At 34.1% G+C, this 14,407-nt stretch carries 13 protein-coding genes and 1 riboswitch; of the genes, 9 read left to right on the top strand and 4 right to left on the bottom strand.

Features of this window, described 5'->3' with window-relative positions; translation table 11 throughout:
- Positions 1 to 89 precede the first annotated feature (89 nt).
- Positions 90 to 524 carry a DUF488 family protein gene (locus ABEY15_RS04500; RefSeq protein ID WP_429888714.1) on the top strand — a complete coding sequence of 145 codons (435 nt, stop codon included), beginning with the start codon at positions 90 to 92 and terminating at the stop codon, positions 522 to 524.
- A 39-nt stretch (positions 525 to 563) separates the two neighbouring features.
- Here ABEY15_RS04500 and ABEY15_RS04495 read toward each other — a convergent pair whose 3' ends face one another.
- Positions 564 to 914 (bottom strand): hypothetical protein, encoded by a 351-nt coding sequence (locus ABEY15_RS04495; protein ID WP_429888712.1) that lies wholly within the window; start codon positions 912 to 914, stop codon positions 564 to 566.
- 314 nt (positions 915 to 1,228) lie between these two features.
- Here ABEY15_RS04495 and ABEY15_RS04490 point away from each other — a divergent pair, with 314 nt between their 5' ends.
- Entirely contained in the window at positions 1,229 to 1,774 is a 546-nt protein-coding gene (locus ABEY15_RS04490) for a hypothetical protein (RefSeq protein ID WP_429888711.1), read from the top strand.
- A 294-nt stretch (positions 1,775 to 2,068) separates the two neighbouring features.
- On the opposite strand, the gene ABEY15_RS04485 is transcribed toward ABEY15_RS04490, so the two are convergent.
- Positions 2,069 to 3,088: a LacI family DNA-binding transcriptional regulator gene (locus tag ABEY15_RS04485; RefSeq protein WP_429888709.1), complete on the bottom strand. Its 1,020-nt coding sequence runs from the start codon at positions 3,086 to 3,088 to the stop codon at positions 2,069 to 2,071.
- A gap of 437 nt (positions 3,089 to 3,525) precedes the next feature.
- On the opposite strand from ABEY15_RS04485, the gene ABEY15_RS04480 reads away from it, so the two are divergent.
- From ABEY15_RS04480 to ABEY15_RS04470, 3 genes are all read left to right on the top strand, one after another.
- On the top strand, positions 3,526 to 4,947 hold the full coding sequence (locus ABEY15_RS04480) for an aldehyde dehydrogenase family protein (RefSeq protein ID WP_429888708.1): 1,422 nt from the start codon (positions 3,526 to 3,528) through the stop codon (positions 4,945 to 4,947).
- Between the two features lie 223 nt (positions 4,948 to 5,170).
- Positions 5,171 to 6,475 (top strand): 4-aminobutyrate--2-oxoglutarate transaminase, encoded by a 1,305-nt coding sequence (gene gabT / locus ABEY15_RS04475; protein ID WP_429888707.1) that lies wholly within the window; start codon positions 5,171 to 5,173, stop codon positions 6,473 to 6,475.
- Between the two features lie 153 nt (positions 6,476 to 6,628).
- Positions 6,629 to 8,023, top strand: a complete 1,395-nt coding sequence (locus tag ABEY15_RS04470) for an amino acid permease (RefSeq protein ID WP_429888705.1) — start codon at positions 6,629 to 6,631, stop codon at positions 8,021 to 8,023.
- A 292-nt stretch (positions 8,024 to 8,315) separates the two neighbouring features.
- On the opposite strand, the gene ABEY15_RS04465 is transcribed toward ABEY15_RS04470, so the two are convergent.
- Positions 8,316 to 9,365 (bottom strand): NAD(P)/FAD-dependent oxidoreductase, encoded by a 1,050-nt coding sequence (locus ABEY15_RS04465; RefSeq protein WP_429888703.1) that lies wholly within the window; start codon positions 9,363 to 9,365, stop codon positions 8,316 to 8,318.
- A gap of 208 nt (positions 9,366 to 9,573) precedes the next feature.
- Here ABEY15_RS04465 and ABEY15_RS04460 point away from each other — a divergent pair, with 208 nt between their 5' ends.
- The 4 genes from ABEY15_RS04460 (at position 9,574) to ABEY15_RS04445 (ending at position 13,499) form a co-directional block, all read left to right on the top strand.
- Positions 9,574 to 10,419, top strand: a complete 846-nt coding sequence (locus ABEY15_RS04460; protein ID WP_429888701.1) for an ABC transporter ATP-binding protein — start codon at positions 9,574 to 9,576, stop codon at positions 10,417 to 10,419.
- Positions 10,370 to 11,290 carry an iron-hydroxamate ABC transporter substrate-binding protein gene (locus tag ABEY15_RS04455; protein ID WP_429888700.1) on the top strand — a complete coding sequence of 307 codons (921 nt, stop codon included), beginning with the start codon at positions 10,370 to 10,372 and terminating at the stop codon, positions 11,288 to 11,290. The genes ABEY15_RS04460 and ABEY15_RS04455 overlap by 50 nt, the downstream gene beginning before the upstream one ends.
- A gap of 191 nt (positions 11,291 to 11,481) precedes the next feature.
- Positions 11,482 to 12,492 (top strand): FecCD family ABC transporter permease, encoded by a 1,011-nt coding sequence (locus tag ABEY15_RS04450; RefSeq protein WP_429888698.1) that lies wholly within the window; start codon positions 11,482 to 11,484, stop codon positions 12,490 to 12,492.
- The gene (locus ABEY15_RS04445; RefSeq protein ID WP_429888697.1) at positions 12,489 to 13,499 is read left to right on the top strand and encodes a FecCD family ABC transporter permease; all 1,011 of its coding nucleotides are present in this window, start codon (positions 12,489 to 12,491) and stop codon (positions 13,497 to 13,499) included. Before ABEY15_RS04450 ends, ABEY15_RS04445 begins: the two co-directional genes overlap by 4 nt.
- A 60-nt stretch (positions 13,500 to 13,559) precedes the next feature.
- Here the strand turns inward: ABEY15_RS04445 and ABEY15_RS04440 are convergent, their stop codons facing one another.
- Positions 13,560 to 14,147 carry a xanthine phosphoribosyltransferase gene (locus ABEY15_RS04440; protein ID WP_098428231.1) on the bottom strand — a complete coding sequence of 196 codons (588 nt, stop codon included), beginning with the start codon at positions 14,145 to 14,147 and terminating at the stop codon, positions 13,560 to 13,562.
- Between the two features lie 102 nt (positions 14,148 to 14,249).
- Positions 14,250 to 14,351: riboswitch (purine riboswitch) on the bottom strand.
- Between the last annotated feature and the right edge of the window lie 56 nt (positions 14,352 to 14,407).

Below are 14,407 nucleotides of genomic sequence, written 5' to 3'. Positions count from 1 at the left end.
AGTGGAAATCAAAGAATAGCTTTTTTAGCAATAAAGATTAACTCAACCAATTATAAAATAGTAAACATTAAAGGAAGGAGGTATTCAAAATGAACATAACAACAATCGGATTCTCAAAAAAATCTTTAAGAACATTTGCATCAATGCTCCAACAAAGTAACGTAACTCATCTAATTGATACTCGATTACATAACACTTCACAACTAGCTGGATTTGCAAAAAAAGATGATCTACATTTTGTAATGGATTTATTAAATATTCAATATACACATGACACTGAATTAGCTCCAACAGAAGAACTACTTAAAGCAATTAAGAAAAAAGAAATCTCATGGAATGATTTTGAAAAAGACTTTTTAAACTTAATCCAAAATCGTAAAATCGAAACAAAAATAAACGACTTCATAAGCAAAGGCGTTCCATGTTTTATGTGTAGCGAAGAAAAACCACACCATTGTCACCGCAAGCTAGTCGTAGAATATTTAAGAGAATTTGATAATCGTTTTGAAATTATTCATTTATAAATTTGAAAAGACTGTCCGTAAAAGACAGTCTTACTTAAGTTATTTAATATAAGAACGTAACCTATCTTGTACTTGCTTGAAAATATCATCAACATGATCCAATTCTAAAATGATTTTATCGTACTTGTGATTGTTCAAGGTTAATACTAAATTTCCCTTGTTAGTGCTTGTAGCAATAAAATAATTCACTCCGTCTTTTTTGAAATGGCCATATTTAGATGCTCCTAAGTGTGTACCGTATATTTTCCAAAGAAATTCATGTATATCCTCAATAGAAACATCACTGATATCACTATAGGGAACCTCTATGGTATGTTTTAATCCTAATATTGTTTCAAGACTAGAAAGTGTAATGAATAATTTATCTTCTTCAAATAATATTGTTTTCATAAAAAATCCCTCCTTACTTCTTATACGACAAGGGACTGCATATCGTTCATTTATTTTAATTTAATTATTAATACATGGGTGTACTTTTTACCGAAACCACTTATTTTAAAAACTAAACAAACGTTTAATTAAATATATAACGCAACGATTATCGTGATTTTAAAGTATTCAGACTCATAATAGGTATGCTTAGTATTAGTAAAAATCGAAAAAAATTGTACGTTAGATAATTTTTTATTCATAGCTAGCTAATGCTAGGGAATGATATCATCTAGATAAAAGAATTATTTACTATTCTCAAAGAGGTACGTAAAATGGATCAACAAGTACAAACTTATTTTGAAAACCTTGAATCAAATGACAAGAATTTGCAATTCGAAGCCTTTAACTACATTATTTCCGTTACAAAAGAGAAAGTGGATTGGTCGTATGAAGTATGGGATCGATTAAAATCGGAGCTAACGCATAAAGGAAATCATAAAAGGTCAAGAGCTGCACAGTTTCTCTCAAATTTAGCGATCAGTGATCCAGAGAAGAGGATGCTAAACGATTTTCCTTCAATTTGGCAAGTTACATATGATCCAAAATTTGTTACGGCAAGACACACTTTACAGTCAATATGGAGAGTAGGCTTAGCTGGTCCAGATCAAAGAGGGATTGTCATTGATCATCTAGTAAATCGTTATTTAAATTGCAAAGAAGAGAAAAACTATACATTGATTCGTTACGATATCATTCAATGTATGAGAAATCTGTATGATGCAGTTAAAAACGAAGAGATTAAACAAAAGGCTTTAGAGTTGATTAAAACAGAAGAAGATCCAAAATATCGAAAAAAATATATGACAGTGTGGAAGTAAAGCACATTTAAAGTGAACCGAAAAAGTTAGACAAATAGTTTAATGCTGCTAAAGAGGATTGGACTCTGTATTGCACAGGGGACAATCCTTTTTGTTTTATATTAATCGTAAAAAGAGTAATAAAGAAAAGAGTTTAAGTTAATGACAAATGATGGCATGCGAGTTCAAGAGTAGAATTTCGGATGGAATTGTTGTTAGTGAATATAATGCTATAAATAAATGGAGCGGAAATAGGAGACGTGGGTTATTCACGTCTCAATTTATTACTTGTTAAAATAGTTTCGAATTTAAAATCTATTTTATTCTAGGCTTCCCAGTTGATCGTCGAACAATTAAATGAGGTGTGATTGTAGTTGTTACGGAATTTAATTGTTTATTTTTATTTTCAATCAAATCAATTAGATGTTCCATAGCCAGATTTCCTAGAGACTGACTTAAATGAGTTCCTACTGTTGTTAATTGAATAGATGCATGGGCAGAAAACTCGATATTATCAATTGCACCAATGCTGATATCTTCCGGTATTTTAAAGCCTTTATTAAGAAGGAAATCCAAGCAAATTAATGCAATAGCATCCGTCGCAGCGACTATGGCTGTTGGAAATTCAATACCTGAAAATAACTCCTTACAGGCTTGGACGATGGATTCTATAGTTGTATCGGTCGTTTTTATCCAATCCTCACGAACTGCTATTTTTTGTCTATTAGCCTCTTTTTTAAACCCTTCTAAACGACCGTGAAAAGTAGATGCTTGTAGCGGGCCACCTATATACGCTAGATTTTTATGACCAAATTCGATCATATGATTTGTTATTAGTTCGCCGGCTTTTACGTTATCAATCTCAAAATAGTTTGTCCCAGACGAATGCTTCCGATTGAAGGTCACATACGGTTTACCTTCCAAACCCTCTAAAACGGGAAAAATAGAATCATTCATTAAAATAGAAGACATTATGATTCCATCAACAGGGGCGCTTAATACTTGGTTATACAGCATTTTATCGTTATCTATTTTATTAAAAAATACGAGTACGTTATATCCTTTTTTTGCTGCAATCGATACAATTCCCCGAGTAGATTCTTCATAAAAAGGATCATGAGTATGTCCTGTAATTAACGCAATCATATTGGTTTTCTTTTTTACGAGATTTCTGGCAATCAAATTCGGATGATAGTTTAATTCTTTAATGGCTCTCTCTACTTTCTCTACTGTAGATTGTTTAATATTTTTAGATCCATTTAATACACGAGAAACAGTAGATTGAGAGACGCCGGCTAGCCTCGCAACATCGTGTGAAGAAACCAAATAAATCACTCCAAGCTCCTATAATATATAATTTAAAAATAATAGTTAATTAATAAAAAAAGCAATGAATACGGCAGACGTACTAAATCTTGTTACTCCCAAACAAGATAATTTTTGGAATTTTCAAGGGATTATTATATATTATAGCAAATAAAATCGAATTTGATTAGAAGTTTTGAGCAAATTAATGATATTTTTGCATACGTATTCATGAAAAAAATGAAAGTGTCATCATTACCTAGTTTAGATACTTGCTGATAAAAATCGAAAGTATACTTATTAGAGCCAACATACAATCACCATTAAGCACAACTTTTTAGAGAATATAGATAAGTTTTCCAGATGCTAATTGAAAATTTATAAAATGCTAAAAAATAAAAATTGTTTGACAATTATTAAAAATGAAGCTTATTATTAATACGTATTCATAAGTTATGGAGGGAAACATGAAAAAGAATATTTGGATTAACGGACAAGATGTGGAAACAGAAAATTATTCAGATTTGCTTTCTCCTTATTCACAAGAAAAAATTGCAGATATTGCTATTGCGAATAAACTACAAACTCAGAATGCAATTCAAGTTGCTTATGATTCTAAAGAAGTAATGGCCAAAATGCCTGCTCACCAACGAGCAGCCATTTTAGAGAAAGTTTCGCAACTTCTTGAAGAAAATTTAGAAGAAGCTGCAAGCGTAATTGCTCTTGAGTCGGCTAAACCACTTATCTTCGCCAAAGCAGAAGTAATAAGAACGATTGAAACATACAAATTTGCATCAGAGGAAGCAAAACGAATTCATGGAGAAACAATTCCTTTTGATGCGGCGGTTGGTGGAGTTGGAAAAATAGGCTACACCATTCGAAATCCAATTGGAGTTATTGGTGCAATTACTCCATTTAATTTTCCGATGAATTTAGTTGCGCATAAAGTGGGACCAGCTATTGCTGCAGGGAATACCGTGGTATTGAAGCCAGCTTCACAAACACCACTTTCTGCATTTTATATAGCAGATTTGTTCAAAAAAGCTGGTCTACCGGATGGCGTATTAAATGTTGTTACAGGACCAGGAAGAGTTGTGGGTGACGTCATTGTAGAAAGTGATCTAGTTAGTATGGTGACTTTTACAGGAAGTTCCTCAGTTGGAATTGCACTTCGAGCAAAAGCAGGGCTTAAGAAAACAACACTTGAACTAGGTTCAAATGCTGCATTAATCATTGATGAGGATATTGATGTAACAAAGGCTATTGATCGCTGCTTAATGGGCGCATTTTCAAACCAAGGGCAAGTCTGCATCTCTTTACAACGTATATATGTACACGAAAAAATCTATGATGAGTTTGTTCCGCAGTTTGCAAAAAGTGCTAGCGAACTCAAACTAGGTGACCCTTTAGACCCTGAAACTTATGTTTCATCTCTTATTTCACCGAATGACTTGGACCGTGCTTTAAGCTGGATCGAAGAAGCAAAAGCGCAGGGTGCGACTATTGCAACAGGTGGCAAAACGCTAGGTAATATTCTTGAACCTACAGTTATTTTAGATGTAACAAGTAACATGAAAGTATCATGTAACGAAGTTTTTGCTCCAATTGTTTCAATTTGTAAAGTATCTTCGGTTGATGAAGCAATTGATGCCGTGAATGATTCCAGGTATGGTCTGCAAGCTGGAATTTACACTAATAGTGTTATTAATGCACTAAAAGCAGCGGACGATCTGCATGTAGGAGGCGTAGTTATTAATGATGTACCTACGTTCCGTGTTGATCAAATGCCATATGGAGGCGTAAAAGAAAGTGGTACAGGACGTGAAGGATTGAAATATGCAATTGAAGAGATGACTGAAATGAAACTCGTTATTTGGCACAAAGGATAAATTTTAGACATCAACTAAAATGGTTTTCATTTTTAAGTGTACCGTTTAGCTTTATCGTTTTTTAGACGGTACACGTTTTTAACTGTTTAAAGGTTCTCATACTGGAAGTTTGAATGAGCGTATAGGCAGTTATACATATTACTATGATTAGCTCGTAATTAATTCAGTAATTGAAAAAACAAACATCGTAGAAAAATTTCTATAAAAACGGAGGAATCAAATAATGATTAAGCAACTATCCACAAAAGAATGGCAAGAAAAGCGAGATAAATACGTTGTAAAAGGCGTTAGCAATGGAAATCGAGCAGTTGCTGTAAAAGGCAAGGGAGCTACATTATATGATTTAGAAGGTAATAAGTTTATTGACTTCGGTGCAGCTATTGGAACCATTAACGTAGGGCATTCACACCCAAAAGTAGTAGCAGCCATACAAGAACAAGCAGAAAAAATCATTCATCCTGGCTTCAATGTCGTTATGTATCCGTCATACATTGAAGTTTGTGAAAGATTGTGTGAAGCAACTCCAGGAGATTTTGCAAAAAAAGCAATTTTATTAAACAGTGGTGCTGAAGCAGTTGAGAATGCCGTGAAAATCGCAAGGAAATATACAAAACGCCAAGCAGTTGTCACATTTACTCGTGGATTTCACGGACGTACTTTAATGACGATGACAATGACGAGCAAAGTAAAACCATATAAACTTGGTTTTGGTCCTTTTGCACCTGAAGTATATCAAGCACCGTATCCATATATGTACCGTAAGCCAGACGGTATGACTGATGAGCAATACGAAGCAGATGTTATTGCACAGTTTAATCAATTTTTTATAGCAACTGTAGCACCAGAGACTGTAGCGTGTATTGTCATGGAGCCGATTCAAGGAGAAGGTGGATTTGTAATACCGCCAAAATCATTTGTAAAACACGTTCGTGAATTTTGTTCAAAACATGGCATTGTGATGGTGGCAGATGAAATACAAACAGGATTCGCAAGAACAGGAAAATTATTTGCGATGGAGCATTTCGAAGTTGCAGCTGATCTTATGACAGCTTCTAAATCTATCGCAGGTGGTATGCCACTAAGTGCTGTTATTGGTAAGGCAGAAATAATGGATATAGCAGATCCGGGTGAATTAGGTGGAACCTATTGTGGAAATCCACTTGCGTGTGAAGCCGCATTGGCAGTATTAGAAGTTATTGAAGAAGAAAAATTGTGTGAAAAAGCAGAATGGATTGGAGATGTACTTGAAAGCCGTGTGAGAAAGTGGCAATTAGAGTATAACTTTATTGGAGAATTCCGTCGTCTAGGAGCAATGTGTGCAGTAGAGATTGTAACAGATCAAAAATTAAAAACACCGAATAAAGATCTTACTACAAAAATTGCAAAAGCAGCAAATGAAGCTGGGCTTCTATTACTTACTGCAGGTTTAGATGGAAATATTATTCGCTTTTTAAGTCCATTAGTGATTACAGAAAATGAGTTAAACGAAGGTCTTGCTATTCTAGAAAACGTATTAACTAATTGCTAAATTTTGTTGAAACTGATCATTCAATGATTTTCATATGTTCAAACTTTTTAAAAGTAATGTCCAAATGTGTAGATTAATAGGACTTGCTCGAGTCTTTTACTGCAAGGTTTTTATAAATATTTTTATATTAACGGAAAAAAGGATAGGGTGAATATGGAGAAACAACACAATGGTTTACAACAAAATCTAAAACACCGTCATATTCAAATGATTTCAATTGGTGGAATTATAGGGGCAGGTTTATTCGTAGGTAGTGGGAATGTTATTCATAGTGCAGGTCCATCAGCAATTGTTGCCTATTTAATAGCGGGATTATTAGTTGCACTACTTATGAGAATGTTAGGAGAAATGGCTGCTGAGAACCCAGTTAGTGGTTCGTTTTCAACGTATGCAAAAGAGTCGATTGGCCCTTGGGCAGGATACACGATTGGTTGGTTGTATTGGTTTTTCTGGTTAATTACAATTGCAATTGAAGCGATTGCAGGTGCAAATATAATGAATTCATGGTTCCCAAGTATCCCATTATGGGGATGGGCTTTAATTCTTACATTTGTACTTACACTTACCAATATTTTATCAGTGAAAACATTTGGAGAGTTTGAATATTGGTTTGCCATTACAAAGGTAGTGGCGATCTCAGCGTTTATGTTATTAGGTCTTGCAATTTTATTCAAATTAATCCCTACGATCCAGTCTCCGGGATTATCAAATTTAACACAGCATGGCGGATTTTTTCCGAAAGGCATAAGCGCAATATTAGGTGGTTTTATGACAGTTATGTTTGCTTTCTTTGGGTCTGAAATTGCAGCAATTGCTGCTGGTGAATCAAAAGATCCTCAAAAATCTGTTGTTACTGCCATTAATACTGTTGTTTGGCGTGTAGCATTGTTCTACATTGGGTCAGTATCTATTTTAGTTTTATTAATGCCTTGGGATGATGCAAAATCATTAAGTAGCCCATATGTAACGTTGCTTAGCAATTTAGGGATTCCAGGAGCTGGAACAATCATGAAGGTTGTTGTACTTTTTTCAGTACTCTCTTGTTTGAATTCAGCACTTTATACGAATTCTCGAATGCTTTATTCTTTGGCGCAGCAAGGAAGTGCTCCGAGAATCTTTACAAAAGTAAATAAAGGTGGATCACCGTATTGGGCGGTATGGGCAAGTTCAGCTTTCGCCTTCCTAGCTGCAATTTTTAACTTTATTTCACCTGATAAACTTTTTTCATTTCTCTTGAATGCATCAGGTTCAATTGCGCTTCTAGTGTATATTGTTATTGCAATATCACATGTAGTAAAGCGAAGACAAGCTGAGAAAACGGGAAAAGTGTTACGGTTAAAAATGTGGGGTTTCCCATATGTTACTTACGTTACTATACTAGCGATGATCGTCATCTATTTTTCGATGTACTTTATGGATGATCTTCGCTCTCAGTTCTATTTAACTTCATTAATTACAGTTTTAGTGATTTCTTCCTTCTTTATTTTTAAAATTGGAAAAAAAGAAGAAGTTGATTCAAACAGCAGGCGGACTAATATACCTAGTTGATGATAAAAAGAAACAAAAATTGAAATTGTTATGAAAGCGCTTCTTGTTAATTACATTAGAAAATTCAAAAAAGAAGACCGTGTATTGACGGTCTTCTTTTTTATGAAAATTTCCTCAAAACTAACACAACAATTTTAGAAATGATGCGTCTTTTTTTAAAGAGTAAGTTTGTATTGTTTTTTGTTTTAACCTAATAAAAAATTGCTAAATTCATCGATCGTATCAAAATAAAATGTTGATTCATTTTTCATTTGTTGTTTAATAGTTTAACATGGAAAAGAGAGGTTGTTTTCTAGTTCATCATCTGTTTAATTAAATCACGATTTCGTTGTTTAAATACCTCATTATGAGATGAAACCATTGCTGCACCACTAGCCTCTGGTTGGATATATTGCTTTGCTTTATTAACAGCATTAGCGGCATCTTGAAATGCGCCAGCAATTAATTGTAACTTTCCTTCATGCATTAAAATATCTCCAGCTGCATAAATCCCTTCAATCGAAGTTTCACTCGTTGTATTCCCTTTAATATAGAAATCTTGAATCATTTCTACTTTTATTTCACTGTTATTTAATAAAGAAGTATCTTGTTCATAACCGTGGTTTATGATTACTTCATCAATTGCCAAATGAGATATTTCACCAGTTTCATTATTTGTCAGTTCAACCGTTTCTATTTCTTCATGGTTTTCACCAGCAATTAGTTTCGTAATAGATGTATTGAAAAGACATTCAACAGAACTATTCATTAATTGAGAGACTTGTGCTTCATGACCTTTTAGAGCATCTTTTCGGTAAGTTAAATACACTTTCCCAGCAACCGGCTCTAATTCATTAGCCCAATCAATCGCAGAGTTACCACCACCGGAAACGATTACAGTTTTGTCTTTAAAATGTTTAAGTGATTTTACTGTATAGTTTAAATTTGAAACCTCAAATCTTTCTGCACCATCTATCTTAAGCTTCGTTGGGTTTAATATTCCACTACCAACTGCAACAATAATTGTTTTAGAATAATGCTTTTGACCTGAAGAAGTATGTAAAATAAAAATGCCATTATCATCACGAGTAATCGTGTCGACTTTTTCATTTAACACAACAGTAGGATCAAACGTTAATCCTTGCTGAACGATTTGGCCGATGAATTTCTCACCAGGAATTGGTGGTTGTCCTCCAACATCCCAAATCATCTTTTCAGGATAGCAATGAACTTTCCCACCTAATTCAGATTGAAATTCTATTATTTTTGTTTTCATTTCTCTTAAACCACTATAAAAAGCAGAGTATAGTCCAGCAGGACCTCCCCCGATTACTGTTACATCATATAGATCATTTATATTCATTTCCGTCTCACTCCAGAATATTCTGTCATTGATTATCATTCTCAATAAAATATATACCATTTTTGCGAATTTTTCAATGATTTAACTAAAAATTAATATTGACAATAATAGTAAATAGACTTATATTTACCTAGTAACATCAACTGATAATAATTATCATTATCATTATCATTAACGGTTTGATTATTAAATGAATGGAGGTCCGTTTATGGTTCGGTTATATACTAATGAATTGACCATTGGTTATGGTGATCGTTTGATTGTAAAAGACCTTAATATAAAAATTCCGGATAAACAAATTACAACAATCATCGGTTCAAATGGATGTGGTAAGTCGACTCTTTTGAAGGCGATTACAAGAATAATCTCTCATCAATCCGGAACGATTATCTTAGATGGAGAAAACATTGCTTCAGAGAATACTAAATTACTAGCTAAAAAAATGGCAATTTTACCTCAAACACCAGAGAGTGCAAGTGGTTTAACAGTAGGTGAACTAGTATCTTATGGTCGATTCCCATATCAAAGTGGTTTAGGCAGATTAACTAAAAAAGATATTGAAGTAATTGACTGGGCACTTGAGGTTACAGGTACGAAGGAATATAAGTACAAGTCAGTTGATTCACTTTCAGGCGGTCAACGTCAACGAGTTTGGATCGCAATGGCGTTAGCACAAGAAACTGAAATTATTTTCCTTGATGAGCCTACTACATATTTGGATTTAGCTCATCAGCTCGAAATTTTGGAGTTGTTACAAAAGCTGAATCAGGAGCAAGAACGTACGATTGTAATGGTTTTACATGACCTAAACCAAGCAGCTCGATTTGCAGATTATATCATCGCACTTAAAGATGGAGAAATCGTTAAAGCAGGTTCTTGCGAAGAAGTCATTACACATGAAGTTCTCAAAAAAGTTTTTTCAATTGATACAGTAATTGGAAGAGACCCAAGAACAAATAAACCAATGTGCATTACATATAACTTACTTAAGGGAGAAGAGAAAAATGAAGAAAATCTTAATACCATTTCTTTTAATATTCGTGCTAATTATTAGTGCATGTAGTAAAGGAGCATCAAGTACAGAAGGCTCAAAGAATGAACCAAAAAAGTCTGGAACAATTACATATCAATCGCAAAATGGTCCAGTTAAAGTCCCAGCTAACCCTAAACGTGTAGTAGTGTTATCTTCGTTTGCGGGAAATGTAATGTCTTTAGGGGTTAACATTGTCGGTGTTGATTCTTGGTCTAAGTCGAATCCTCGTTGGGCTGAAAAATTAAAAAATGCTGAAGTAGTTTCAGATGATAATATCGAAAAAATTATTGAGTTAAATCCAGATTTAATTATTGGTTTAGATAATGTTAAAAACCTTGATAAATTAAAGAAAATCGCACCTACTGTAGTTTATACTTACGGCAAAGTAGATTACTTAACTCAACATATTGAAATTGGTAAATTATTAAACAAAGAAAAAGAAGCTCAAGCATGGGTAGATGATTTTAAAGCCCGTGCACAAAAGGCCGGAGAAGAGATTAAAGCTAAAATTGGTCCAGATGCAACAGTTTCTGTAATTGAAAAATTCGATAAGCAGCTTTATGTATATGGTAACAACTGGGGTCGTGGAACAGAGATTCTTTTCCAAGAAATGAAATTAAAAATGCCTAAAAAAGTTGAAGAAAATGCTTTGAAACCAGGATATTATGCAATCTCCTTAGAAGTACTTCCTGAGTTTATGGGTGACTATGTAATCTTCAGTAAATTTGATCAAACTGATACTTCTGTAGAAAAAACAGATACTTACAAAAATACACCAGCAGTAAAGAATAAGCACGTTTTCGAAGTAAATGGAAGTGAATTCTACTTCAATGATCCTGATACTTTAGACATGCAATTAGAATTCTTTAAAAAGCAATTTTTAGGTAACTAACAAAAATAAGAGTAGGAATTCTATTATTCCTACTCTTATTATTTAGACATTGTCCAAAAAATTTTATTGCAGGCTAATTGAAAACAATATCTTTTGAGGCGCGAAGTTAGCCTATTGGTAATGAGCAATGCAGAAAGCGAGCGTTTGGTGGGCAGTCTGAAGACATTCTATAAAGAGAAGATGAGAGGCTAATGACACAAAAAAACAAAGGTTCTGTTCCATTCTTTTTTAAATTTATATTGGGGATTATCATTTTTATAGTTATGTTTGTAATAGCGATTGTTTTCGGAGCAGCAGATACAACCGTTGGGGATGTTTGGAATGCGATTTTTACAAACATGAATAGTCAACAGATTTCTATTATTAGAGAGTTACGGTTACCTCGCGAGGTAGCGGCAATATTTGTAGGGGCAGCTCTTGCGGTGGCAGGCGCTATCATGCAAGGGATGACAAGAAATCCACTTGCAGATCCGGGTTTGCTTGGGTTAACGGCAGGAGCAAATGCAGCATTAGCAATAACAATGGCTTTCCTACCAAAAGTAAATTATTTTGGGATTATGATAGCTTGTTTTATTGGTGCAGCGGTCGGTTCACTAATCGTTTTTGGTATTGCTACAGTGAAAAAAGGGGGCTTTTCTCCATTTCGTATTGTTTTAGCAGGGGCGGCTGTTACAGGCTTTTTAACTGCTATTTCTGAAGGTGTAGGGATTTACTTTAAAATATCTCAAAATATTTCAATGTGGACTTCGGGTGGATTAGTTGGTACTTCATGGGGGCAAGTAAAAACGATTACGCCTTTTATTGTAGTCGGTATTCTAGTAGCAATTTTCTTGGCACGTCAATTAACAATACTTAGTTTAAATGAAGAGGTTGCTGTAGGTTTAGGTCAAAATATACCAAGAATCAAAGCAATCTTATTTGTAGTAATCGTTTTACTAGCTGGAGCAGCAGTTGCGCTAGTAGGGAATATGGCATTTCTTGGTTTAATGGTACCTCATATGGTACGTGGATTCGTCGGAACTGATTACCGATTTATTATACCGATGTCTGCTATTTTTGGTGCCACATTCTTACTTTTGGCAGATACACTTGGGCGAACAATTAATATACCTTATGAAACACCTGTTGCAGCGATTGTTGCAATGATTGGCCTTCCTTTCTTTCTATTTATCGTACATAAAGGAGGCAAAGAATTTTCATGATACAGCCTGTTATTGTTAGAAAACAAAGGGTTATTCTGTTGGTACTTTTTATACTTATTCTCTTAACAATGTTTATTGGAATGAGTTTGGGATTTTCAGCAATACCATATAGTAGATTACTTCCAACATTTTTAGGTGAAGGTACATTTAAAGAAGAGTTTGTAATCTTTTCAATTCGATTACCTAGAATGATTATAACTTTAATGGCGGGAATGGCACTTGCACTATCTGGTGCAATATTGCAAGGGGTAACACGTAATGATATGGCTGAGCCTGGAATACTAGGTTTTAATGCTGGTGCAGGTGTAGCTATTACAGTATTCTTTTTATACTTTCCAATTGAAGCAGGATCGTTTGTTTATTTAATCCCAATCGTTGGATTTTGTGGTGCTGTTGTTACAGCAATTATTATTTACTTATTTTCTTATAAGAAAAATTCGGGTTTACAACCTATAAGACTAGTTTTAGTAGGTATTGGTTTCTCGATGGCTCTTTCAGGAATCATGATTGTATTAATTTCATCTGCGGAACGTGCTAAAGTAGATTTTATTGCAAAATGGTTAGCAGGTAATATTTGGGGGACAGATTGGCCGTTTATTTGGGCATTCTTACCTTGGTTAATTGTATTAATTCCGTTTACTTTATATAAAGCAAATACATTAAACCTTCTTAATTTAAATGAGCCTGTTGCAATCGGGGTAGGGGTCTCATTAGAAAAGGAAAGAATTGTTTTAATGTTAGCAGCAGTTGCATTAGCAGCATCTGCTGTTTCAGTAACAGGAGGTATTGCGTTTATCGGATTAATGGCACCACATATTGCTAAGAGTTTAGTTGGCCCAAGAAATCAATTATTTATACCAATCGCAATTTTAATTGGTGGATTATTACTATTAGTTGCCGACACAATCGGAAGAAACTTAGTCGATCCAGAAGGAATACCAGCAGGGATTATAGTAGCCCTAATCGGTGGACCATACTTTGTATATTTAATCCTAAAAAAGGCTTAATTAATAGAAAAAAGACATTGTGAACAACACAAATCGTTCAAACAATGTCTTTTTTTATTTTTAAACAGTTAATTCTTCATTGAAGTATTTAATTTGTCCGTCTTTTAAAGATTGAATACGAGCAAGAGATTCAACTCGATAACCACGATCACGCAGAATCTTTCCGCCATCTTGGAATGATTTTTCAATAACGATTCCAAAGCCAACTGTTTCTGCTTTAGCTTGTTCCATGATTGAAAGTAATCCAAGAGCTGCCTGTCCGTTTGCTAAGAAGTCGTCTATTATTAAAACTTTATCGCCTTCGTCTAACCATTTATGAGAAATTGAAATTTCATTTTCTTCTTTTTTTGTAAATGAATATACTTTGGCAGTATAAACATCTTGCTGCATTGTGATTGACTTTTTCTTACGTGCAAAAACTAGAGGGACATTTAAAGCAAGTGCTGTCATTAGCCCAGGTCCAATACCTGAAGATTCTATAGTAACTACTTTTGTTATTTTTTCTTCAGAAAATAATCGCGCAAATTCTTCCCCAATTTCTTTCATTAAAACAGGATCCATTTGATGATTTAAGAAAGCATCCACTTTTAATACATCATTTGCTAAAACGATTCCTTCTTGTTCAATTTTTTTTAGTAATAATTCCATAATGATCCCCCTTAATCTAAACAAAAGACTCAAAACATGTACTTCACTGTATAAAATGAGTGAAGTAACACATTTTGAGTCTTTGATTCACTAGAGCTAAATGTCAGATGTGTTACCACTCATAGTCGGTAAATTTACGGTTAACCGGTAGAAACTTGTGAGCCATATCCTCACTATTATACGAGTGAAATTTATAATTTTAATGAAACTATAACATGTTAATAGATTCTGGTCTAGCAATTAGTAGGTGTAAATTATTA

The sequence above is a fragment of the Gottfriedia acidiceleris genome, from assembly GCF_050457485.1.
Classification (GTDB): Bacteria; Bacillota; Bacilli; order Bacillales; family Bacillaceae_G; genus Gottfriedia; species Gottfriedia acidiceleris_D.
This window is presented reverse-complemented; position numbering and strand designations above follow the sequence as displayed.